The sequence below is a fragment of the Vibrio sp. 10N.286.52.F8 genome, assembly GCF_041468745.1.
Taxonomy (GTDB): domain Bacteria; phylum Pseudomonadota; class Gammaproteobacteria; order Enterobacterales; family Vibrionaceae; genus Vibrio; species Vibrio crassostreae_C.
The window spans coordinates 173,928-198,456 of record NZ_JBFRJF010000012.1; the positions used below are offsets into that span (position 1 = coordinate 173,928).

Here is a 24,529-nt window from a genome sequence, read left to right on the forward strand (position 1 = left end):
TGAGTAATCATTTACTAACGAAGTGATTGCTCAACAATCAAGCTTAAATGCAAAAAGTTGCACTTAAATCGTAGTTATATGCGAATCTTGTCTTAACTTCTCGGTCAAGATCACATTAAAAACCTTATAAAATATATAGTATTGCGCTGATTCTTTGAGGACAGCGATGAATACAAGTATAAAAAAACTAGTCAGCCAATTTCTATGTACCATCTTTGCCCTAGGACTAGTCCCTGCCCTCTACATCAATTCTGAACTTGACAGAATTGATGCTCAGCACACTCTAAATATTAAGCAGTCTAGCCAAAATCAAATCGAATACAGCTTTCATGAACTCGCTGTTATTGTTGAGCAAATCTCTAACTCTGTTCCTTCAATCGCCGACTCTCAAACACTACTCCGAGCGATTCGAGAACCTTCTATTATCCATAAAGAAACCCTGCAAGATCTTTGGGTGATGTTAGCTCGTGGCCAAAAATACTATTCCCATCTTCGTTACCTCGATCTAGCTGGCAACGAAGTGTTTCGCGTTAATTATAAAGACAATCAAGCAATCGTGGTTCCAGATAGTGAACTGCAGAACAAGTCTTCGCGTGATTACTATGAGGTACTACAGCAATTAAAGATTGGTGAGATTAGCTCTCGCGGTATTGATCTTGAAGTCGAAAACGGAGAGATCGTTCGCCCTTTGATTCCAGCGCTACGCATTATGACGCCAGTCGCTGAAAACAACCGCATTATTGGTTACTTCATCGCAAACCTGAACATGCTTGAGATTTATAAGCGCCTTCACTATCAAATTGGTGCATCTTCTGCTGTTCCTATTATTCTCAACAAAACCGGACACATAATCATGGGGCCGGATCCTACGGAATCTTTCGGACATGTAATTGAATCACGTTCAGAGCAGACTTACGCAAAGTTATACCCTGAGCTTTGGACTGCGATTCAAGACAAGACATCTTCGAGCTATTTCGATGGTGAGAACTGGTATTTTCATTCCGACATCAGCCCTAAAATCAAACAGTTTGAAGGCCCTATTTACATGGTTCTTCACATTGAAAATCAGCAGTTCAGCAGTCAATACCGACAAGAAAAACAAGCGATCGTCGTTCAGATCATCACCTTGTCTTTCTTGATTTCGATGATCTCCGCTGGCTTCGTATTGTGGAACAGCAACCACAAGAAGAACAGTATCGAGAGCCAACTTGCTAAGGCCGCAATGAATGGCATGTCTGCCTTGGTGATTACCGACAGAAACAACCGAATCATCAAAGTAAACCAAGAGTTCACCCGTGTGAGTGGCTACGAGTTAGAAGACGTAAAAGGCCGCCAACCGTCCATGTTTGCCTCTGGTCGCTACAACGAAGAGTTCTACATCAAGATGTGGAGCATCATCAAAGAGAAAGGCATGTGGGAAGGCGAAGTGGTTAATCGTCGTAAAGACGGGTCTTTGATCACGGAAATATTGCGAATCCAAACCATTAAAGACTCGAAAGACGTGATTCAGTTTTATGTCGCTTCATTTGTGGATATAAGTAAACACAAAGAGCTAGAAAACAAACTGAGAAACCTGAGTGAAAAAGATGCCTTAGCTGGGTGTTGGAACCGCCGTAAATTCGATCTTGAGCTGCGAGATGAGTGCTCTCGTGTTAATCGTTACCCTACTCGCGAACAGTCTTGTTTAGCGATTTTGGACATAGACCACTTCAAACGCATCAACGACAGATTTGGTCACGATTATGGAGATCGCGTCATTCAAACCGTTGCTCAAGTATTACAACGAGAGTGCCGAGAAACTGATTTTGTGGCTCGTATTGGTGGCGAAGAGTTTGGCGTTATTCTGCCTCATACCACAACAGAAGAAGCTGAGTATGTACTTAACAGATTGAGAATCGCAGTCAGTATTGAGCTCGATAACGTGGTGACGGTCAGTGGTGGAATTACCAACCTGACCAACGACCCTGCTCTTAACTACAAGTGCGCCGATTTAGCACTTTATGAAGCCAAAGCAGCAGGTCGAAACAGTGTGTGCCTGTTCCTAGACAGCGAAATGAGCGAAATCGCCTAACAGAAAATCAGTATTGTTCCGCTAGGCTATTAGTTTGGCGGTTTAACAACCCAATCCTTGCAATCAGCTTGGTGCAGGATAGAACTCTAGTTTGTTCCCCTCTACCACAAGAATACAATCCATGTTCGCAGCATGAGCAGCCTGCTTACCTAGGTTCGTATCTTCAAACACAACACACTGCTTTGGCTGCAAACCCATACCAAAACACGCATCTAAGAAAGTATCCGGATTTGGTTTGTGATTCTTAACGTCTGTTGCTGTCACGAGAATATCGAGCTTACTCAAGATCTCTGTCTTATCCAGTAACTGTTCGGCACTTTTACGTTGACTGCCCGTTCCGACTGCAATCTTCTTGTTACCCAGATGCTCTAACAACAGAGAGTGAGTACAAGGGATAACGTCTCCTTTGTCTTCGATAGCCGCAAACGACGCCATTTTAAACGTAGAAACCGCTTGTGGGTCGAGCGATAAACCGTATTTGCTGTTCACCTCACCGGCTATCTTATAACTCGGCATGCCACCTAAGCTATGCAGCCAAGACGCTTCAAAATGAAAGCCAAACTCTTCAGCCGTTCGCTCCCACGCCTTTACATGTGCAGGCATTGTATCGATCAACGTACCGTCCATATCAAAGATTAATCCTTCATATGCCGTTAAATCTATTTTCATCACTACTACCACTCTTAAATAAAGTTACTGATACCATAACCAATATTCAGTATCATGGCGCCATATTACCGTTCAAAATGGATGTTTATGTTACAAATATCTAACTCTGTTTCGATTCAAGACTGGGAACTCCAGTTAACAGCGATCAGAGCACAAGGAGCCGGCGGTCAGAACGTCAATAAAGTATCGAGCGCGATACATTTACGTTTTGATATCAAGCACTCTACCCTACCTGACTTCTATAAAGAAAAGCTCCTCGCACACAAAGATAGCCGCATCACCAAAGACGGTGTGATTATCATTAAAGCGCAACAGTATAGAACTCAGGAACAAAACCGAGATGATGCTTTAGTGCGCTTGAAAGAATTGATCTTGGAAGCGACAAAGGTTCAAAAAGTAAGACGAGCAACTAAGCCGACGCGTGGCTCTCAGAAAAGACGTTTAGAAAGCAAAAAACAAAGAAGCACCACCAAACAGCTGCGTGGAAGAGTGAGCTGATGGCTTCATGCCCTCAGAGAACACATTACCCTAGAAGTATCTGTCAATTTGACTAACGAATCGATCTATTACGCTGTTTATTTGAAAGAAAGACTACTGCTTCTTTTTGACCGACAAAATCAGCTTGATCAACAACAGGCGCTCTTCGCTGGTCAGCAGACGACTGACCGCAGCTACATCTTCCGCTGTTACTTGTGATGCGCCAACAATATCAAGCACCACATCCAAATCCGTCACTTTTAAGGTTCTAGTGATTGAACGATACTGAGACATCTTGATGTCCGCCTCTCCGCGTTCAATCCTTTGATAGGTTTTTAAGCTCATTCCTGCACTCGAGGCTAACTTTTCTTGAGACAAGTTGGCTTGTTTCCTACGCTCAATCAGCGCCAATATTATGGGTTCTTGTGACATAAGCTCATCCTCAAAAGACAGTTATGTCCTAAATTCAGCAAGAAGCAGACCATATTGACTTGTGATGGTTTACATAAGCTATCAAAGGCATATTATTCGCTTGATAAAACCGTTACGTTTCATAAACCTTCACACTGATATCAGTTGTGAACGTACAGGCTAGGTAACTTGAGTATTCAAGTGTTGGGAAATAATAAAAATTGCATATTGCGAATAAGAAAGACGTCAAATTGGAAATTGCGAATCGCTATACATTGGCATTTCCTTGCATTAGTCACGCATTAGAATCAAACAATCCCCGCCCAGAAATTATTGCAATACAACATAAGCTACTCACGTACAAAGAGGTGTTGCTGCACGGGAACATGTTGGAAGGTAAGGAATTAAAGCAAGCTTTTTCTGCATTGAACGAAAATGAAAAAGGTGTGGCTCAAGGTGGGATTAAAAGCATCAATGCTGCGATAAAAGAGATGGATGAGATTTTAGAAAGATACAGCCGTAAAGCGGTTATCGAGCTGAGTAACTAGTTCTACAAGCAACTAACCAACTGCACACCTGCAAAAGTAAAAAATAAAAAGTCGACGCTATCTTTAAATAAAGCGTCGACTTGTTCAAAACATTGAAGATCTAACGTTTAACTGCTTTTCTAACACCAGCAATCAACATCAGCATCCCTAGCAAACCAAATGAAATACCTCCGCCACTGCTACCAGAGCCAGTTGACGCACTTGTCCCAGCAACAGCAACTCGTTTTGCCTCTGTCGCGGTAAACTGGACAGTTTCCGTGCTATCATTTACCCCTTTAGTTACATCCGTAATCCAATCTTTATAATCATATACCTCTGTAAATACAGATGTTACGCCGATGTCATCACCGCAAGTAGTCGGCCCAAAACTCGTTATACCGACCTGTTCATATGTAGAGCCATTTTTCCAAAACACCGGACCACCAGAATCGCCTTGGCATGTACCCCCGTATAAGCCATTATTCGGTCCGTTACCGTTGAAACAAATTTGTTTATCAGTGACTAACGGACCGAAAACAGCTTTACAATTAAGAGTATCAACATATGTCAGGTCAACTTGTTGTAGCAATGTCGTACCATCAACATCAGTCTCGATGTCACCATGGCCAACTGCAACGAAATCATTCGCAGCATTAAGGTATGTATCAAATTGAGGGATAACAGTTTCAGCTGAGGATTGAAGGTTAAGAGAAGCTTCTAACTTTAAAATCGCAATATCATTTCTTAATAGTTGATTGATACTGTTTGAATAATCCGTTCGATAATACACCTCAGATACTCGTACTTTCTGGATGCTACCGTTAGGGAATAGAGAAGTATCTTCCAATTGAGGAACAACTACCGTGAAAAGTTGAGCATTCTCATCACCATAAATACAGTGTGCAGCAGTCAGTACATGATAGTTATCTAAAATTGTCGCACCACAGTAAGGGCCTGTTGAGTAAACACCGTCATAATCAATACGATCAATGAACAAGCTTGCCATCGAAGGAAATTCCGTGACTGAAGCGTCGCTACCATTCACAATATAGGGTGTTACACCCAAATCAGGAGTACTTTCGTCCGTGTTTTCCGTTGCCATAACACTTGATGTGTAAATTAATGGCGCTAAAAGCCCTAAAACGGCTTTACGAACCGGACTCATTGTATGGTTTACGTTCATAGTTAACTCCTTGTAACCCCTACTACTTATTTACAAAAATGATGAATCGTCACCATAACACGTCACAATCGTGATTATAGTAAGTATTTGTAACGATATCGCCACATATCTCATTTTATAAACGAATTTTAAGTAACCGTTGTTAGTGGGTAACGTTAAAAGCAATACGTTACCAAAGACATACGCTACCAAAATCAAAAAAGCCTACCGTTAGGCTTCCCAATAAAGAGAAGCAAACAATAGGCTTTCATTTAGCTTAGTGGTTTCTCTTAAAAGAGATTAGCCACGATAGTAACGCTGAGGTACGAATGGCATTTTTTCTACTGTCATTGGTAGCTTCTTGCCACGAACTTCAGCGAATACTTCAGTGCCAATAACCGCTAGGTCAGTACGAACGTAAGCCATAGAAACAGGCTTGCCCGCGTTAGGACCCGCAGTACCACTTGTTACAACGCCAATCTTGTTGTCTTCAGCATCGAACAGCTCAGCGCCTTCACGTACTGGTGCTTTAGTCTGACCAACAAGACCAACACGCTTGCGTTGAACGTCTTTAGTCGCGATTTGCTCAAGGATGATATCAGCGCCAGGGAAACCGCCTGCACGTTCACCGTCAGTACGACGCACTTTTTGGATACCCCATAAAAGGCTAGCTTCTACCGGCGTTGTTGTTGTATCTAGATCGTGACCGTACAGACATAGACCACACTCAAGACGAAGTGAGTCACGAGCACCAAGGCCAATCCACTCTACTTCTGCTTCTGATGTTAGTTTACGAGCAAGTGCTTCAGCGTGATCGTTCGGTACTGAGATTTCGTAGCCATCTTCACCGGTATAACCACTGCGGCTTACGATGCACTCTACGCCGTCGATATCGACTTTTTGAACATCCATGAACAGCATGTCTGCAACGCTTGGTTGGAAACGAGCCAGAACTTCAGACGCTTTCGGACCTTGAAGTGCTAATAGAGCGCGGTCATCAATCACTTCCATTTTTACGTCTGCAGGAAGGTGAGCCGTTAGGTGGTCGATATCTTGTGTTTTACACGCCGCGTTCACAACAACAAATAGGTGATCGCCAAGGTTAGCAACCATAAGATCATCCATGATGCCGCCCTGTTCATTAGTAAAGAAGGCGTAGCGCTGCTTACCAGAAGGCAGGTCGATAATATCTACTGGAACCAGAGATTCTAAAACAGCGGCTGCATTTTCACCGTGTAGACGCAGTTGCCCCATGTGAGAAACATCAAAAAGACCAGCAGCGTCACGAGTGTGTAAGTGCTCTTTCTTTACACCTAGTGGATACTGAACTGGCATGTCGTAGCCAGCAAAAGGAACCATTTTTGCGCCGACTTCAACGTGAAGTGCATGCAGAGGTGTTTTTAGTAGGTCTTGATTAGCGTGTTCTTGAGTCATTTTATTCTCCATGAAGCGTTGCAGGCTTTCCAAATCGAATCTGCCGCTTATATCTCTATTTAGAGTCGCCTCTAACGATATGGGTTAACGTTAGAAACAGTAGATAGTAAAAAGTGATGTCTTCTATATAGGCTTTTATTACTAGCGATATAAAAAGAGGCTTCTGTATAAAAGCTATACGACTCACTTTCTAAGAATTCACTTCAGTAAACTTCAATCAACATGAGTAAACCGTGTTCACTATAGTAAACAAGCCTGAGTCAGTTTTACACCCTTAACAAGATTAAAACAGCTCAAAATGTGATATTTAACAATTTAAAAACAACTTTCAGTCGCATACAAAAACGCGATATTGATGCTTTTCACACCAACATCGCGTCTTTTGGCAAACGTTAGAAACAAAAGCAAACGTTTGCATTCACTATAAGAAATTATAACTTTGTTAACTTATTTTGCAGTCACCCACAAAATCAGTGCATCTTCTGTACTAGTAGAAATCAACATATGCCCCATGTTGGCGTCGTAATACATGCTGTCACCTTCGCTCATGGGTACCGGCTCATAGAATTCTGAGTAGAACATCACATCACCAGAGATCACCATCAAGAACTCCTCACCATCGTGGCGAACCCAATCGTTATACTCTTCAAAGGTGCGTGCTCTCACTCGGCTCTTGAACGGCATCATCTTCTTATTCGAAAGTTCTGTCGCGAGCAGTTCATGCTCGTAAGTCGGAGTTGGGTGAGGTTTACCCTGACCTGCTTTAGTTAAGTCACGACGTCCTGTGGCAACCTTTTTTCTTGGTGGCTCAAAGAGTTGCGGCATATCAATTTGCAAACCCATAGCCAATTTCTGCATCGCTTGGAACGTCGGTGAGATTTGTTCGTTCTCGATTTTACTCAGCGTAGAGCGCGCCAAACCAGTACGTTGGCTCGCCTCTTCTAACGTAATGCCCAGCTTGCTGCGGATATCTTTAATACGCTGGCCGAGCCTAAGTGGTTCGATATTCTGATCTAACGTCTCTTTCGCCAACGTTAAAGATGGGTACTCATCATAAATGTCTTCTGACATAGGTCCCTCATTAATTTCTTGCTTCCTGTCTATTAATTTCATTGTTGCATGAAGCGCTTTGTTGATTAAAGAGCACACAGAGAAATAAAGCGTGCTCCCCGTAGCAAAACAAGAAAAGTTGTTTCCTATTGGAAATTTTTGTTGAAAATTGATTTTATCGGAGCTATGTTATCGACTTGTTAGATGAAGAGATGCTACTTCAGCTTGCAGCAAATGATAGATTTAACATTTGTAAGAGCTGTTTTTTACCCGAACTTTTTGGGAAACAATTCGTGCTGCATTGCCCCTACAACGATCGCTTTGACGCTATGGTCGTATAAATAAGAAGCAACGCACTATTTATACACCTATATAACGCAAACGATACCGATGCAGAAATCAACGTAAGACCTAATGGACTATAAAAACAATCACCATTAGCTTAATGAAAGGTCTCGACAATGAACGCTTACCAAAACCATAGCTTAGACAGTTTTTTCTCTACGAACCTATCTGCGACTGACGACGCAGTATTTGCTGGAATCCAAGCAGAGAACACTCGTCAAAACGAACAAATCGAACTTATTGCTTCTGAGAACATCGTTTCTAAAGCAGTAATGCAAGCTCAAGGCACTTGCCTAACCAACAAATACGCAGAAGGCTACCCAGGCCGTCGTTACTACGGTGGTTGTGAGCACGTAGATACAGTAGAAGCTATCGCAATCGAACGCGCTAAGCAGCTGTTCAAATGTGAATACGTAAACGTACAGCCTCACTCTGGCGCTCAAGCGAACGGCGCAGTTAAACTTGCCCTACTTCAACCTGGCGACACTATCCTAGGTATGTCTCTAGACGCTGGTGGTCACCTTACACACGGTGCGCGCCCTGCAATGTCTGGTAAGTGGTTCAACGCAGTTCAATATGGCGTAGACCGCGACACACTTGAAATCGATTACGAAGCGGTTCGCGCTTTAGCAATTGAAAGCCAACCTAAAATGATTATTGCTGGTGGTAGTGCTATCCCACGCGTTATTGATTTCGCTAAGTTCCGAGAAATCGCTGACGAAGTTGGCGCTATCCTTATGGTAGATATGGCACACATCGCGGGTCTTATCGCGACAGGTGCTCACCCTAGCCCACTACCACACGCACACGTTGTGACTACAACAACGCACAAAACACTTCGTGGCCCACGCGGCGGCATGATTCTGACTAACCACGAAGACATCAACAAAAAGATCAACTCTGCAGTGTTCCCTGGCCTTCAAGGTGGCCCATTAATGCACGTTATCGCGGCTAAAGCAGTGGCGTTTGGCGAGGCACTTGGCCCAGAATTTAATACTTATATTGATTCAGTGATCGACAACGCAAAAGTTCTTGCTGAAGTGTTGCAAACTCGCGGTTGTGACATTGTGACTGGCGGAACAGACACGCACCTAATGCTGGTTGACCTTCGTCCTAAGGGCTTGAAAGGTAACGTAACTGAAGAAGCATTAGAGCGTGCAGGGATCACATGTAACAAAAATGGCATACCATTCGACTCAGAGAAGCCTATGATTACCTCTGGCATTCGTTTAGGTACGCCAGCTGGAACCAGTCGTGGTTTTGGCACTGAAGAATTCAAACTTATCGGTGAATGGATCGGCGATGTTCTTGACGGCTTAGTTGAAAGCCCTGAAGGCAACGCTGAAGTTGAGCAACGTGTTCGCAAGCAAGTTAAAGAGCTTTGCAAACGCTTCCCTCTTTACCGTTAAACCGTTTTTAAGATTTAAATTAAAACCTCATAAATTTTTGGAGAATAAGCAATGGACAATACACTAAAGTTTGCAGACAGCCACGAGTGGGTAAAAGACAACGGTGACGGTACTGTGACTATCGGTATTTCTGAGCACGCTCAAGAGATGCTAGGTGACGTTGTGTTTGTTGACCTGCCTGACACTGACGACGAAATTGAAGCTGGCGAAAGCTTCTCTCTAGTTGAGTCAGTTAAAGCTGCTTCTGATATCTACGCGCCAATCTCTGGTGAAATCGTAGAAATCAACGAAGAACTAGAAGATAGCCCAGAGCTAATCAACGAAGAACCTTATGAAGGTGGTTGGATTGTTAAAGTGAAGATGTCTGATGCGTCTGAACTAAACAACCTTAAAGATGCGGAAGAATACCTAAGCTCTATCGAAGAAGACTAATAGGTAACCTCATTACGATAAAGCTGCTCTTGTGAGCAGCTTAATTTTAGGGGCTAGCTCACGGCTCCAGAGAGAAAGTAGAACGATATCATGACTGAATTACTTCAAAGCCAATTACTGAAAGACTTGGGTACACAAAACGAGTTTGTTGCTCGTCATAACGGCCCAAATAAAGCAGACCAGCAAAAAATGCTTGAAGCGATCAACGCGACTAGCCTAGACGCACTGATCGACGAAACGGTTCCTGCACAAATCCGTCTTGAAAAACCAATGACACTTGCTGCGCCACTGAGCGAAATGGACATGCTGACCTCTCTAAAAGAGATCGCTAACCTAAACCAAGTGAAACGTACTTTCATTGGCCAAGGCTACTACAACACATTCACTCCAAACGTTATTCTACGTAACGTTTTAGAGAACCCAGGCTGGTACACAGCTTACACACCATACCAACCAGAGATCTCTCAAGGTCGTCTTGAAGCTCTACTAAATTACCAACAAATGGTAATGGACCTTACAGGTATGGAAATCGCGAACGCGTCTCTTCTTGACGAAGCGACAGCGGCTGGCGAAGCAATGACACTGTGTAAGCGTGCTGGTAAAAGCAAGAGCAAAGTATTCTTCGTTGCTGACGATGTTCACCCTCAAACACTAGAAGTTGTTAAAACTCGTGCTGAGTACATCGGTTTTGAAGTAATGGTTGGCGCTCTTGAAACACTTCCAGAGCAAGACGTATTTGGTGCATTAGTTCAATACCCTGGTACAACGGGCGAAGTTCGTGACCTAACAGACATCATTGCGAAAGCTCAAGCAAACAAAACTCTAGTAACCGTTGCTACTGACCTACTCGCATCTGCTCTACTTAAGCCTGCTGGCGAAATGGGCGCAGACGTAGTAATCGGTTCAGCACAACGTTTCGGCGTTCCTATGGGGTACGGCGGTCCACACGCTGCATTCATGGGTACTCGTGAAAAGCATAAGCGTACAATGCCAGGTCGTGTAATCGGTGTTTCTATCGATACTCACGGTAACCAAGCGCTACGTATGGCAATGCAAACTCGTGAGCAACACATCCGCCGCGAGAAAGCGACATCGAACATCTGTACAGCTCAAGCACTTCTAGCAAACATGGCGTCTTTCTACGCGGTTTACCACGGTGCAGAAGGCCTACGTACTATCGCTCGTCGTACACACCACATGGCAGCTATCCTAGCGGCTGGCCTGACTAAAGAGGGTTACGAGCTAACAAACAACAGCTTCTTCGATACCATCACAATCAACTCTGAAGAGAAGACAGATGCACTGTACGCGAAAGCACAAGCAGCAGACATCAACTTGCGCCTTCTTAAAGGTAAGATCGGTATCAGCTTAGATGAAACAACCACAGTCGACGACGTGAATGCCCTATTCGCTATCTTCGACGTAAAAGAAGACGTTCAAGCGCTATCTTCTGACATTGCATCAAATGAGTTTGCGGCAATTCCAGAAAACTGTCGTCGTGAATCAGAGTTCCTAACTCACCCAGTGTTCAACACGCACCACAGCGAAACGCAAATGATGCGTTACCTAAAACAGCTTGAGAACAAAGACTTCTCACTAACGCACGGCATGATCCCACTGGGCAGCTGTACGATGAAGCTGAACGCTGCTGCTGAGATGATTCCAGTAACATGGCCTGAGTTTGGTTCAATTCACCCATTCGCACCTCTAGAGCAAGCGGCGGGTTACACAGCACTAGCAAAAGATCTTAAAGAGAAGCTATGTGAAATCACCGGTTACGACGATTTCTCACTACAGCCTAACTCTGGAGCATCTGGCGAATACGCAGGTCTAATCGCGATTCAACGCTACCACGCAAGCCGCGGTGAAGGTCACCGTAACGTTTGTCTGATTCCAAGCTCGGCGCACGGTACTAACCCTGCAACAGCATCAATGGTTTCTATGAAGGTAGTGGTTGTTAAGTGTGATGAAGATGGCAACATCGACATGACAGACCTAGCAGCGAAAATCGAGAAGCACAAAGAAAACCTATCAAGCATCATGATCACTTACCCTTCTACGCACGGCGTATACGAAGAGCAAGTGAAAGAAGTGTGTGAACAAGTACACGCAGCGGGCGGTCAGGTTTACCTAGACGGCGCGAACATGAACGCTCAAGTAGGTCTAACTTCACCTGGCTTCATCGGTTCAGACGTATCTCACTTGAACCTACACAAAACATTCTGTATCCCACACGGTGGTGGCGGGCCGGGTATGGGTCCTATCGGTGTTAAATCGCACCTAGCACCTTTCCTACCAGGTCACATCGAAAATGGTGTACAAGGCAGCGATTACGCAGTATCAGCAGCAGATTTGGGTAGTGCTTCAATCCTACCTATCTCTTGGGCTTACATCGCAATGATGGGCGAACCTGGCCTAACAGATGCGACTAAAGTAGCGATTCTGAACGCGAACTACGTGATGGAGAAACTACGTCCTCACTACCCTGTTCTTTACCGTGGCACTAACGGCCGCGTAGCTCACGAATGTATTATCGATATTCGTCCGCTTAAAGAAGACACAGGCATCAGCGAAGAAGATATTGCTAAGCGTCTAATGGACTTCGGTTTCCACGCGCCTACTATGTCTTTCCCAGTAGCTGGCACACTAATGGTTGAGCCAACTGAGTCAGAAGATTTAGAAGAGCTAGACCGTTTCTGTGAAGCGATGATCGCAATCCGTCACGAAATGGCAGCAGTGAAAGCGGGTGAATGGCCACTAGATAACAACCCTCTAGTGAACGCACCGCACACACAAGTTGACCTTTCAGGCGCAGAATGGGATCGCCCTTACTCTCGCGAACTGGCTTGCTTCCCATCGAAAGCAACGAAGAACTCGAAGTACTGGCCAACAGTTAACCGTGTAGACAACGTATACGGCGACCGTAACCTAATCTGTTCTTGCCCAAGCATCGACAACTACGAAGACTAATTTTGTAGATTTTAGATAAACAAAAGCGAACCACTTGGTTCGCTTTTTTGTTTTTGGAGAATCAATCATTTCAAGCTGAGAGGTAAAGATCGCGCCAGCTAACCAACAATCCACATATAGACTTTCTATTATCGTTGTTGAATATCTAAGTTTTGGTTCTATTTGTAACGCCAGTAATAAACTTATCTACTTCCGCATAGAACTTGGCCGGATCGTTTTGCACCCAGTGGTTTGCGCCCTCAAATGAAACGTTGTCTAACGTACTAATAAACTCTTTCGCACGCTCACAACCCTCTAGGCTGTCAGCACCCCAAAAATATACTTTAGGTATGGATAAGTTTTCGAAAATTTGTCCCCAGCCAACCACGCCACGGATATCTTGAGTCGCATGTTGTCCGTAGATTTCACTGGCGGTTTGACCAAGAACCTCTGGCTCACATCTTCTAACTGACGAAAGATACTTAACACCTGCTCCGTGTCCCCAAGCCATGGGAAAACGTTTTGAGAAACCTTCTCCTTTCACCCAGTTCGCAAACTCGTCAGTGCTTAGTTCAGAATATGTATCTGCAATAATCTGGGATAGGATGATGCTTTCTTCGTGCAGTCCGCCTTCAGCATTAATGAAACCACGCACGATGCCTCTCGTGTCGTATTCACAAATCAACGTCGATGTATCGCCTCCCCAAGAGTGCCCAAGTAGAAAGCAACCATGGATGCTCAATAAGTCGAGTGCTTTCAATATTCGATTTGCTTGAGTTTCTGTTGAGTGGGATATATTCGAAGCAGGAGAATAGCCATAACCACACAGGTCGAACATGACTAAGTTGTAATTCGGTAGCCAGTCAAACACATCGGCAAAACATAAATGCGACTCACCCAACCCATGAATCAACACCAGTGTTTCCTGAGACTCTTTGATATCAGTCGACAAGCAATAAAGCTGATCACCATCGATCTCTAACCACTTTTCTATCAACACATTATCCTCACACTTCTAATCGCAGACTTTGGATTTATCTTAACGAATCCAACACGATAAGAAAGGTTAATTTGGTTAAGTTTTATAAACTTATTGACCTTACTGTAAGGGGAAGGTTTAAGGTCAACTCACGAGCTCAATATAACTAGGAAACGATTATGGGATGTTGCAATAAAGCGCCAAAAGGTGGAGCCCCTCTTGGCTTACTTTTAAAAGTCACGCTTGGAATTGGGTTATTTGTGTTTCTGCTGGCATTGTGGCAATAGGAGAGTTATCCAGCACTAGATTTGAAGCTAAGACGTGGCGGTATATATCAGAGCAACTTGAACTCAATAGATCCAAAGCTTGACCCTATACGGTAAGGTGTTTATATTGTCGCCGCCCAACGGGGCACATCCTAAAATGCACACCGGCCATCCTGCCATCACTGGTGCATTTATATTGGTGTTTTGAACTTCCATGCTAACGAAACTTCGTCCTTTTACTCGTGAATCGGGTGCGCTTATGCATCTTTCGATTCCAATCATTTTGACTCAAATAGCTACCCAAGCGATGGGATTTGTCGATACGACAATGGCTGGCCAAGTAAGCCCTGCTGATCTTGCCGCTATTGCACTTGGCACCAGCCTTTGGATTCCTGTGTTGCTGCTACTGCGTGGTGTGATTATGGCACTAACGCCTGTTGTCGCTTACCACCGTGGCGCACGTGACTTTCAAAGTATCTCTGTTGAATTCTTCCAGATGGTATGGCTTGCATTAATTGCTAGCGTACTGCTTATCGCTTATTTGGTGAGTGCGAAACCAATCTTAGAATGGATTGGCGTAGCCGCTGAGATCATTCCAATTGGCAGTGACTATGCGTTTGCCCTAGCCTTTGGTGTACCGGGTATTGCCCTGTTCTACACCTTGAACGGCTTCTGTGAAGGTATGAACAACACCAAAGTACCAATGATCATTTCCGTGGTTGGTCTGTTGATAAATATTCCGGTCAACTACGTGCTTATCTACGGTAAGTTCGGCTTCCCTGAAATGGGTGCTGTTGGCTGTGGCTGGGCAACGAGCTTAGTGTATTGGCTAATGTCGGGAATGCTGTATTCCTACATTAAAGGCCATCATCATTACAAAACCATCATCAGCTTTGCAGACGCTAAGCCAAAAGCAAAAGAGATGCTTCATCTTTTAAGGTTAGGTTTACCTATCGGGATGAACATTGCAGTGTGTGGCAGTATCTTTGCGGTTATCGCATTGATGATCGGCCGTATTGGTGCCGAGAATGTGGCAGCGGCGCAAATCGCTCTCAATATATCGAGCCTAACTTATGTGATCCCGATGAGTATCTCGTTTGGCATTACGATTCGTGTTGGACACGCTTTGGGTGAAAAAGATGAACTTGGCGCGATTGAGCGCAGTAAAGTCGGTATTTTGGTGGCAGCATTAATCTCGTTGCTTTCGGTAGCGATGTTCCTACTGTTCCCTGAATTAATCATTAGGCTTTACACCACTGACCCAGTAATCAGTGCAACAGCGGCAGTGTTATTGACCTTTACCGCTATGTACCAATTCAGTGATGCTCTGCAAACCTCTGCAAATGGTGCTCTGCGTGGCTATAAAGATACCAAGATCCCGATGATCTTAGCTATCGCTTCATACTGGGGCTTAGCACTACCACTGGGCATGGTGTTGGGCTTAACAGACCACATTGTTCCAGCAATGGGTGAAGAAGGCTTTTGGATTGGTATCCTAACGGGCTTGAGCGTTTCAGCGACGTTGATGTTAATTCGCTTACGATACGTGATTAGGAAGCGTGACTTGCCACCAGCAAGTGCTCCATTGGCAAACTAAGACAGAGCATCAAGCTAATACAAAAAAGCGCGTTATTGCTACTCGGCAATAACGCGCTTTTTTATTGAATTTCTATCAATCAGTTAAAGAGTGCGGTTTAACAATTGTTGTTAACAATACGGACTGTACACTCACATCCTTCATCAGGACATTGGCTGCCATTTGTTCGGCCAAAAGAGTCATAAAGAACAAAGCAACCTTGGCGCGTCTCTAGATCCGCGTCCGTTATGTTCGTACTATCTAGTTCAGCTTGGGTAAAATCGTAATCGTAACCAACTACAGTATGTCGGTTACCGAAATCAGACGTTAAGCTGTCATCATCTGACAAGGTAAGGAAATCGAGCATTTTTAATGGTTTATCACCGGACTCTCCTTGACTTTCAGGGCATAGCGTACCCCAATCAACTTCAACGCTACCAATACCAAAGTCAATCACATAGTTACTTTGGTCACCTGGGTTTGTTGCGTCAGGATCAAGCCCTGCGATAATAGCTTTAGAAGTCACTTGCGTGATCACGCCTTCCATCGCACCCGCAACACCTTCAAGTACCGCTTCTCTCGCTGATTCCTGAATACCTAGAAATCTTGGAGCAGCCGTTACCGCTAATACTCCAAGTATCACGATCACGATGATTAATTCCATTAACGTAAAGCCGTTTTTCTTCATAACACCCACATCAGCTGACAACTTAAAGATTCGATAACTTAATGAATTGTTAGTAACTATACATCGCAATTAGGATTCATAAAACTCCACGGCTATCGGTTTTTATAACACTGGTATGTGGTGTTTGTTCTATCTAGAGGCTGCAAAGATAACTGGAAGCGTTGTCACATAAGGTGTCAGCGGGTTTAAATTCGAACAAATGCGTGGTGCAACTGAAAGTATCGATGGAAGAAGGTTTAATTGATTTATTTGAACTGAGGCACGCTGCGTATAACCAAAGTTAGACCATTTTTTGACTTGGTCTTTCTGTTTCTCCACCTAAGAAAGCAAGAAACAAAATAGAACCCATAAAAAACGCGCCACTACCATGGGTAATAGCGCGTATCTATCAATCGTTGTACGACTATCGCAACATTAGTTCACTGCTTTAACGTAAGGAAGCACTCGGAATCCATCACGTACTTTTTGGCTTGGAATGTAATGACGGAAAGCTAAGTTAAACACACCAGAATCGTTTTCTGTTTTGATGTTGTTTACTGCATCATCACCACAACCAAAGCTTACGGTGTAAGTGCCGTCTGCATTTTTCTCAGCCGTGTTTGAGCTTACGTTCGCCACTTCACCAAACATGAAACCTTGCTTGTTGTAGACCGTTACCGACCAAAACGCTTGGTTCTTAGGATCATCAAAGGTTGCCTGATGACAAGTGTCTGCTGGGAAGTTACCAGAGACTTCGTAAATATTGTCATCTAACTGCGCGCCACCCCAACCGATAGCCGCGCCCACTGCGTACTTCTCTTTGGTAAACATCTCTTTTGAAGCATCTTCAGGGCTGGTAAACATACCAAACGTCGCCTGAGCACCATCGCGTTTCAGTAGTTTCGGCATTTCCATTTTAAGGTTTTTCTCTACCTCATCGAATGATTTCTCATCCACTTGCATTGCCATAAATTTGCCGTCTGCTTTTGCATCAATGCTCATCTGATCTTGGATTTTATGAACTTCATCTTTGGTGAACGTCGCATCAGTACGAACGATGACATACACGTGGTCTCCACTATGAGTAGAAAGATCAAACGTACCAGAACCGTATTGCATTGGCTGAATGCGGTGATCTTCAGTAATCACTTCCATCGACATGTACTTGCCTTCAGGGATCTCAGGTAACGTGACGGTCGCCCCCTTTGATACATTAATTACTGCCATTGAGTAGTAGGTGTCTCGGTTCATTCGAACCACATCCTGTTCATCTGTTGGCGTTAGCTCGCGTTACGTTCCTCTCTTTGATTAAAACACTTAACGACACTAATAAGTTTAGATCCAGCCGAGAAAGCTGTTGTTCGATAGTCATCATAAGACATGCATCTGAGTAATATCACTCGTTAAATAATTGCACCATTGTGACTAACAAACAAGTCTCTGTTTAAACGATGGCATTTATATCCAACTAAAAAGGCGAACCCATCGGTTCGCCTTTTTGTTTAAAGATTCGTATTTATCGATTGATCGCCAAATATGAGCCAGCAGCAATCATTATTCCACCAGCACTTTGGTTTAACCTTTTATGTGCGCGTGGCGTTTTTAACAAACCTGCCATTCTGCCCGCGCCCACAGCGATAAGCATTAAGCCTGACATCAGAGCAACAGATGCTAAAGCAGAAACTAATACGATATCTTGTGAGCGCAGAACAGTCAGATCAATAAAAGTCGGCAAGAACGAAATATAAAACAGAATCACTTTAGGGTTCGATGCTGAAATCAAAAAGCCTTGCGCGAAACTCGCGAGTTCAGATTTCTGACTCTGTTTGGCCGCAAGTTCCGCAGAGCCTTGCACTTCAGGCAGGCTCTTAAACATCTTGTAGCCCAAGTAAATCAAATAAGCTGCACCAACATAGCGAATCACCTCAAACGCAATCGACCAATTCTCGGCAATCGTTGCTAGACCGAAACAGGCAAGCGCAAGGTAAATAAGATCACTGCATATCATACCTAACGAAAGCGTGACGCACTTTCGCCATCCTTGAACCATAGCACGAGCTAAAATGGCAAAGACGCCAGGCCCCGGAGTAATACCAAATACAAACATGGCAATAAAGAATGTAATCGCACTTTCTAATGACATTGGACTGTCCTTTTCTATAACCCAACATAATTGATCATGAACGTATCATGGAGCTTCGATTCTGGTAAAGAACGTTTTTTACTAAATACGATTTACACAACTCATGTATTGAATAAGTGTCGCACGTAATTTACCCACCAGACTTAATTAAACCTAAACCTAAGTACTTTTCGTTAGGGCATAAAAAAGGCGAACCTATTGGCTCGCCTTAATCATTTTGTTCGCCAGAATCGTTTAGTCGTTACGAATGGGTGATAACAACTCGGGGTTAACCACCAAGTTTCTCACACCGTGGGCGTGATCTTCGTTAAAGTCATTGCCTTCACACCAGCTACCTACTGTCGCGATATTTACTTTCGCGACTTGTGGTCTAACGCTCCATGTTACTTGGAAAGGTGAACCTTGCTCATTATAACCAGGACCTGTTGTAGAGCCTGCGTATTGGATCGCTGAGCCCGTATCTTGTGGGATGTTTGGTGCTTGGTGTAAGCCGTTCACTTTTGAATGTTTAGCGAGCGCTTCAAAGTCGGGTGCTTTGTCGTCATTCACTAATACGTAAACTTGGGTTTCTACACGCAGTTGCGGGTTGGTAATCGCATCGTTAAAACAAGCACCCAGTGTTTCACCCGGTTCAACTTGCGCCGTTGAATAAACATAGTGAACTTCAATGGTGTCACCCGAATGCAAAGAACCATGCTCGCTCGGACAAACCTTGCCCTCAAATGGTTTCAGCTCAGCAGAACTCAGCTTGCCTGTGTATTTAAAGCCACTCTGGAATCCCTTACCATCACCGTTACCAGCGTATTGAGTAAACTCTCCACCTTTATGCTCAGCATTTTTATGGAAGTGAATATTACATAAGTTCATCGCTGTTGAATCAGGGGCATCCGAGAACAGCCTAGTATTTTTACCTTCTAATGAACCCAAATCTCGTGGAGCTTGCGGTCCAAAACCTTGTCCTTGGGTATTTTCAGAAAGCTTTGCTCTTTGTTCTGCGATAACACCATCTGATACAGACTCATGGTTCGCGTCTGATGCATTTGCATGAGCTGACAACATCACCAATGCGGCACTTAAAAACACACTCTTATTCTTCATTTTTCTTCCCTAGAATATTGATAACTAAACCCAAACCGACTTAACAGCAAACATCTTAATATGCTCATAAGTGAATATAAGGCTTGTCTTTGTAAGATTAGATTTCATTGCTTACTTTGGGATGAGTATTAGAACCCTTGATGCATATAACAAGTCAAACAGGGTAAATTCGGCGAGTCCCTTCCAGAACGAATAATTTCCTATTTACGTTAACCGTCGCCTGACTCAGCGCTCAGATAAGTGAGCACGATTCTTAGGAAGAACGGTGGCCAGATTTAGAAGATCAAAAAAGGCGAACCATCTGGCTCGCCTTCACGTTTCATTCTATCTATTAGGTTGTGGTTCTAAGTTAACGATTTAACCGTTACCGGTGGCAAATATCCCAAACGTCATGACGTTCAATGCATCTGTCACGCCCTCTAGTGATTTAATCACCGTCTTAGTCGGTTTATTATGACGAATAAAATAGCTTCCGATGCCTTTTTCACCGCCACTCTTAGCATCGCTTTCAGTTGTTTCTGTCGCTTCTATTTGAGAAGGCTCCACTGATTCTGGCTCTGCATTGGCGTGAGCTATCGTGTCTTTATTTGAATCAAGGTTAGTGAGTGGTTGATGATTAACGATTGAATCATGGGAAGAATCAACGTTGGTCTCAGCACTTGTATCAATTGCAACATCGATATTGCTCTCTTCTTCCAAGCTTTTCGACATTGCGTCTTCGTTGCTCAATGTATTGTCGTCTAGCTGATGATTACTTGTTGAAGAACAAGCTGTTAAGAAAAATAGGCTAACGATGAATATGAGTAAGTTTCTCATCATAGTGATAAAGCACGAATTAATAAAACATCGTTCGATTGTAATTTATTTGGTTGACGACATCCAGTGATAAGCGGAGTAAACACGAACAGTCACGGTCTTGAAGAGTAAACAAAAGCGTACGGGTTTAGTGCTTAAGAATAATAATTCGAGAGCTCAATTAGGTTGCCCGCCGCTTATCATCTGAAAGGTGGTGTCAGTTAGGCTTGAGGATTCACACGCTATAAGCTTAATCTTTACTGGAACACAGTTCAGAGATTCGGTCACACATGGCTTGGTTGACTGCGAAGTGGGTGTTGAGGAATGCTAGTTGGGCAAGTGCCGATTCAGCGGTGCGCTCGTAGCCTTGGGTAAAGGTTGGTAGCAATTGGGCAAACTTAGGGAAGCGTGCTTCTAGCCTTCTATCCGACATAAATTCATCAACGAATTCAGGCTCAGACTGTTCAGTTTGATCCACAAGATCGATCAAACGATCGAGTGCGTAAGATTGAACGAACCGACTGCCCGACAGCTTTTCGCCTCGGTTATAACGAGACATACCCACATAAAGATTGGTTAGAGCCTCACCAATGATCCAATCTTGGGAATTAGTGTCTGTCTCCTCTTTTATTGGTGAAACACAACACTGTGTATCAAATTCATGTTGCTGCCAAACAATACGCCCTTCAGCAAACGGAATGTGCGCTAACTCGTGGGGTTCAAACACTGCAAACTCACAAAAGATTCCGTCAGCGTACAGAACTTTATAGCCATCGACGGTATTTCTCACTGCGTAGTCGATTGAGTGAATATCAGATAGCCAATGCAAACTGTCTAAGAAATACTGCTTGTGCCCTGTTTGCACTATTGCGAAAAAATCGACATCTGAGTACTGATCAAGTCGTTCTGTTTCAATACCTACTGAGCCCAATCCCAGCAAAGCATGAGCCTTACCCGATGCTTCCAAAGACTCCCCAATAGCATCTAAACGCTGGAGTAATTTTTCTGGTGTGTTTATGTGTCTTGTCTGTATCACTTTGTCCGTCTGCATTGCTCAATCCCTATCAAGTTGAATGCCACTCAACCTAACTGATAGTTAGAACATCTAAGAAGCTTAATTTATAAAATGTGTGTTTTGGATAACGATCTGTGCAAGTTATTGTTTGAATTAAGGTGGGATTTAGAGGTGAGAAAGAGTGTGTACAAGCTATAAACAACACTCTTCTATCATGACTTATCTTTTTAGCAGCTCATATTTGCAACAACGTTGACGCCATGCTCACGAAGTTTGCTTTTCTTCCAAGATCTCGCTTCTGCCGACATATGAACAGAGACCGTAAAACCCAATTTGGCACTCATGATACCGATCGACATGCCTAGATTACCCGTGGATCCTACCGCAATGCTGTATTGTTGGAAGAAGTTACGAAACTCAGGTTCGAGCAGCTTGCTGTAGTCATCGCTCTCACACAGTAACCCCGCTTCAATCGCAAGCTTCTCGGCATGTGTTAGTACTTCATAAATACCACCACGCGCTTTGATTGAACCTGAAATCGGCAAATGGCTGTCTTTCTTCATCATCAAACGCCCTTTTATTGGCTGCTGATAATGTGCTCCCAATGCTGATTTCATAGATGGAATGTCAACAAGCTCAGACTCGATGATGCCATTGGTCGCTTGAGTTTCAGGAAACGCCTTGGCTAGATAAGGAGCAAACCTTTGCAGCCTCATGCTCGCATCGTGAATATCTTGTTCGCCTAAACCCACATAAAGCAAACCGCGCTCCAGAGTCGTCACATTTGGGTTAAACCAAACCACTTCTTCCAATGCAATCAATTGTTGAAGCAGTGGGAAGTCCGAGATGAGCTTGTCGATATTTAATACAGTCATGGGTGACTTTTCTGGCTAAGCGCGTACTGCGCAGGTTCAATCATTAGTAAACCTATTTAAACGGTATTTGTGTAATCATTCAATGATCTGTAGGCTAGCCTGTCTTCTCATAAGCAAACAGTAGAACAACCTATGAGCGCCTCTCTTCGTAATAGCATTTTCGTCATGTTAGGGATTCTATTCCTAGCACTTAACCTTCGTGGGCCTTTTACGAGCTTGGCTCCTGTGCTTTCTCAGGTTATGGAAGGCCTCAACCTTACGTCGTCGGCTGCTGGCTTCTTAACAGCTTTGCCACTGTTAACTTTTGCCTTATTTTCACCATTAGTCACCAAGATATCCCAACGAATTGGTCTAGAGCCTAGCCTGTTATTAGGCTTAGTTCTGATCACTACGGGTATTACACTGCGCTCTGCTGGGTTAACCCCAACCTTGTATATCGGCACGGTGATGATCGGGCTTGGTATCGCGATTGGTAATGTGTTGTTGCCTGTAGTAGTGAAAGTTAACTTCCCGACACGCATCGCTACTGTGACTTCTCTGTACATCTTTACGATGGGCATCGGGTCGACGTTAGGCTCAAGTTTGATGGTGCCGTTTTCAAATCTAACCTTATTTACGATCACGGGTTGGCAATTAGCACTGTTAATGAACCTAATATTCCCAATATTAGCTTTGATGATCTGGTTGCCTAAAATCAGAAAACGCTCACCTTCAGCCAACAATAACAAGCAACAAGACAAACCTCTGCCGATGAAACAGATGATTAAAAGCGGCGTAGCGTGGCAAGTAACGTTAGCGCTTGGGCTTAACTCATTTACCTTCTACTCTTTGGCTGGCTGGTTGCCACAGATATTGAACGATCTTGGCTACAGCGAAATCGACGCGGGCTACATTTATGGATTTCTGCAATTTTCGACTATGGTTCCGGGGCTGCTGTTACTGCCGTTCTTAGCCAAAAGTGACAATCAACAATGGCTCATCACTCTATGTGCATCGAGTGTATTTGTTGGATTGATTGGTCTTCTGTATTTGCCTGAGTTTGCGATCTTTTGGGTGGGACTGTTCGGATTAGCCAACTGCTCGACATTTATTATCGCGCTCTCTTTTGTTGGCTTGCGTACATCGAATAGCAGCCAAGCCGCATCATTGTCGGGTATGGCTCAGGGAATCGGTTATGCGTTGGCAGCCACTGGTCCAACGCTGGTGGGTAAGCTTCATGCTCAGACAGATTCTTGGAGTGTGCCGATTCTGTTGATCGCATCTGTTGCCTTTGCGTGCACGATTTTCGCGGCATTGGCAGCACGAGATAAGAAAGTGAGCGTTTAAGCCAAACATAATGACTATGGCGTCGCGACTCTATGGCTGACGACGGTTTTGATGTATTCACTTGGCGACAAACCAAATTTGCCTTTAAAGCGCTGACTAAAACGCCCTTCCGATTGGTAACCGCAAGACTGAGCCAACATCGCCACATTCTGCTGTCCGTTTTGCATCAGATAAAGCGCGTGACTCAAGCGAACTTCAGCCAGTACCTCTCGATATTGCATGCCTTCCAGTTTGAGCTTCCGAATCAATGTGGCTCGGCTCATCGCAAAACGCTCCGCCACCGACTCTAATGGATGTTTCTCATCTGGTGAATGTGAAAGGTAATGGCTGAGCTTTTGGCTAAACGAGACGTTGGCACTGACAAACAATAGATGCAACACCCCTTTTTCAGCTAATTGCTGGTACAAGCCCTGCAACCAAAACTGTTGAGTCTCTTTGCTCATGCTCTGTGTATCAAAAGAGAACAGAGCATTGAGTGAGTCTTGTAAGTTTCGATCCGCTTTTACTGTAGGCAGTCCCAGATAATTCGACCGTTCCTCACTTAAATCAAGCATCGCCTGAGAAGGTTGGAATTGAAAGCTGAACACTCGCGACAAGAAGCGCCCTTTGTGGGGCATGTTCTCAAAACTTAGTGAAGCTGATGCCTCACACAACAACAGCTCAGAATGTGAGAGCTCTGCCGCTGAATCTTTCCAAAACAGGCGCTTACTGCCTGTAATAATCTGAATGATACTAGGGGATAGAATCCTCACATTACGCAGTTTTTGTAACTGCTCTGCACGAAAGATCGTCACTTGATATTGATGATTCATCTCATCCCCTTGTTTACTTATTATGTACGTGTATAAGCTTT

The 24,529-nt window shown here is 44.0% G+C and carries 20 protein-coding genes and 2 pseudogenes; 8 read left to right on the plus strand and 14 right to left on the minus strand.

Translation table 11 applies throughout. The features are described from left to right. Window positions 1–166 precede the first annotated feature (166 nt). On the plus strand, window positions 167–2,071 hold the full coding sequence (locus AB4133_RS08305; protein ID WP_017069883.1) for a diguanylate cyclase: 1,905 nt from the start codon (window positions 167–169) through the stop codon (window positions 2,069–2,071). Between the two features lie 63 nt (window positions 2,072–2,134). Here AB4133_RS08305 and AB4133_RS08310 read toward each other — a convergent pair whose 3' ends face one another. After that, window positions 2,135–2,740, minus strand: a complete 606-nt coding sequence (locus AB4133_RS08310) for a beta-phosphoglucomutase family hydrolase (RefSeq protein ID WP_017069882.1) — start codon at window positions 2,738–2,740, stop codon at window positions 2,135–2,137. Window positions 2,741–2,827: 87 nt separating this feature from the next. Between AB4133_RS08310 and arfB the strand changes: the two genes are divergently transcribed. Continuing rightward, window positions 2,828–3,238 (plus strand): alternative ribosome rescue aminoacyl-tRNA hydrolase ArfB, encoded by a 411-nt coding sequence (gene arfB / locus AB4133_RS08315; RefSeq protein WP_017059842.1) that lies wholly within the window; start codon window positions 2,828–2,830, stop codon window positions 3,236–3,238. A 93-nt stretch (window positions 3,239–3,331) separates the two neighbouring features. On the opposite strand, the gene AB4133_RS08320 is transcribed toward arfB, so the two are convergent. Then, complete coding sequence (locus tag AB4133_RS08320; RefSeq protein WP_017059843.1) at window positions 3,332–3,649, minus strand: helix-turn-helix transcriptional regulator; 318 nt, start codon at window positions 3,647–3,649, stop codon at window positions 3,332–3,334. A gap of 200 nt (window positions 3,650–3,849) precedes the next feature. On the opposite strand from AB4133_RS08320, the gene AB4133_RS08325 reads away from it, so the two are divergent. Then, entirely contained in the window at window positions 3,850–4,176 is a 327-nt protein-coding gene (locus AB4133_RS08325) for a hypothetical protein (protein ID WP_372224200.1), read from the plus strand. Between the two features lie 100 nt (window positions 4,177–4,276). On the opposite strand, the gene AB4133_RS08330 is transcribed toward AB4133_RS08325, so the two are convergent. From AB4133_RS08330 to AB4133_RS08340, 3 genes are all read right to left on the minus strand, one after another. Continuing rightward, window positions 4,277–5,338, minus strand: a complete 1,062-nt coding sequence (locus AB4133_RS08330) for a trypsin-like serine protease (protein WP_136981868.1) — start codon at window positions 5,336–5,338, stop codon at window positions 4,277–4,279. Window positions 5,339–5,617: 279 nt separating this feature from the next. Continuing rightward, window positions 5,618–6,751, minus strand: coding sequence for a glycine cleavage system aminomethyltransferase GcvT (gene gcvT / locus AB4133_RS08335; protein ID WP_017059846.1), 1,134 nt, complete (start codon window positions 6,749–6,751; stop codon window positions 5,618–5,620). Window positions 6,752–7,198: 447 nt separating this feature from the next. Beyond that, entirely contained in the window at window positions 7,199–7,822 is a 624-nt protein-coding gene (locus AB4133_RS08340; protein ID WP_017059847.1) for a helix-turn-helix domain-containing protein, read from the minus strand. 440 nt (window positions 7,823–8,262) lie between these two features. On the opposite strand from AB4133_RS08340, the gene AB4133_RS08345 reads away from it, so the two are divergent. The 3 genes from AB4133_RS08345 (at window position 8,263) to gcvP (ending at window position 12,957) form a co-directional block, all read left to right on the plus strand. Then, window positions 8,263–9,555: a serine hydroxymethyltransferase gene (locus AB4133_RS08345; RefSeq protein ID WP_017064653.1), complete on the plus strand. Its 1,293-nt coding sequence runs from the start codon at window positions 8,263–8,265 to the stop codon at window positions 9,553–9,555. A gap of 51 nt (window positions 9,556–9,606) precedes the next feature. Beyond that, the gene (gene gcvH, locus AB4133_RS08350; protein WP_017064654.1) at window positions 9,607–9,987 is read left to right on the plus strand and encodes a glycine cleavage system protein GcvH; all 381 of its coding nucleotides are present in this window, start codon (window positions 9,607–9,609) and stop codon (window positions 9,985–9,987) included. Window positions 9,988–10,077: 90 nt separating this feature from the next. Continuing rightward, complete coding sequence (gcvP, locus tag AB4133_RS08355) at window positions 10,078–12,957, plus strand: aminomethyl-transferring glycine dehydrogenase (RefSeq protein WP_372224201.1); 2,880 nt, start codon at window positions 10,078–10,080, stop codon at window positions 12,955–12,957. A gap of 145 nt (window positions 12,958–13,102) precedes the next feature. Here gcvP and AB4133_RS08360 read toward each other — a convergent pair whose 3' ends face one another. Continuing rightward, a complete protein-coding gene (locus AB4133_RS08360; RefSeq protein WP_017071757.1) occupies window positions 13,103–13,936 on the minus strand; it encodes an alpha/beta fold hydrolase in 834 nt (277 codons plus the stop codon). A 459-nt stretch (window positions 13,937–14,395) separates the two neighbouring features. On the opposite strand from AB4133_RS08360, the gene AB4133_RS08365 reads away from it, so the two are divergent. Then, a complete protein-coding gene (locus AB4133_RS08365) occupies window positions 14,396–15,778 on the plus strand; it encodes an MATE family efflux transporter (protein ID WP_372224202.1) in 1,383 nt (460 codons plus the stop codon). Window positions 15,779–15,875: 97 nt separating this feature from the next. Here AB4133_RS08365 and AB4133_RS08370 read toward each other — a convergent pair whose 3' ends face one another. From AB4133_RS08370 to AB4133_RS08400, 7 genes and pseudogenes are all read right to left on the minus strand, one after another. Next, on the minus strand, window positions 15,876–16,445 hold the full coding sequence (locus AB4133_RS08370; protein WP_081324488.1) for a type II secretion system protein: 570 nt from the start codon (window positions 16,443–16,445) through the stop codon (window positions 15,876–15,878). Between the two features lie 414 nt (window positions 16,446–16,859). Beyond that, a pseudogene (locus AB4133_RS08375) lies at window positions 16,860–17,714 on the minus strand (DUF1254 domain-containing protein); the annotation flags it as partial. 226 nt (window positions 17,715–17,940) lie between these two features. After that, window positions 17,941–18,567, minus strand: a complete 627-nt coding sequence (locus AB4133_RS08380) for a LysE family translocator (protein ID WP_017066602.1) — start codon at window positions 18,565–18,567, stop codon at window positions 17,941–17,943. 234 nt (window positions 18,568–18,801) lie between these two features. Continuing rightward, on the minus strand, window positions 18,802–19,665 hold the full coding sequence (locus AB4133_RS08385; RefSeq protein WP_017072180.1) for a delta-class carbonic anhydrase: 864 nt from the start codon (window positions 19,663–19,665) through the stop codon (window positions 18,802–18,804). A gap of 357 nt (window positions 19,666–20,022) precedes the next feature. Continuing rightward, complete coding sequence (locus tag AB4133_RS08390) at window positions 20,023–20,484, minus strand: hypothetical protein (RefSeq protein ID WP_029236457.1); 462 nt, start codon at window positions 20,482–20,484, stop codon at window positions 20,023–20,025. 226 nt (window positions 20,485–20,710) lie between these two features. Continuing rightward, entirely contained in the window at window positions 20,711–21,511 is an 801-nt protein-coding gene (locus tag AB4133_RS08395; protein WP_372224203.1) for a hypothetical protein, read from the minus strand. A gap of 209 nt (window positions 21,512–21,720) precedes the next feature. After that, window positions 21,721–22,350: pseudogene (locus AB4133_RS08400) on the minus strand (D-serine ammonia-lyase); the annotation flags it as partial. A 132-nt stretch (window positions 22,351–22,482) separates the two neighbouring features. On the opposite strand from AB4133_RS08400, the gene AB4133_RS08405 reads away from it, so the two are divergent. Further along, the gene (locus AB4133_RS08405) at window positions 22,483–23,676 is read left to right on the plus strand and encodes a CynX/NimT family MFS transporter (RefSeq protein ID WP_372224204.1); all 1,194 of its coding nucleotides are present in this window, start codon (window positions 22,483–22,485) and stop codon (window positions 23,674–23,676) included. A 14-nt stretch (window positions 23,677–23,690) separates the two neighbouring features. On the opposite strand, the gene AB4133_RS08410 is transcribed toward AB4133_RS08405, so the two are convergent. Further along, window positions 23,691–24,488 (minus strand): helix-turn-helix transcriptional regulator, encoded by a 798-nt coding sequence (locus tag AB4133_RS08410; protein WP_372224205.1) that lies wholly within the window; start codon window positions 24,486–24,488, stop codon window positions 23,691–23,693. Window positions 24,489–24,529 lie beyond the last annotated feature (41 nt).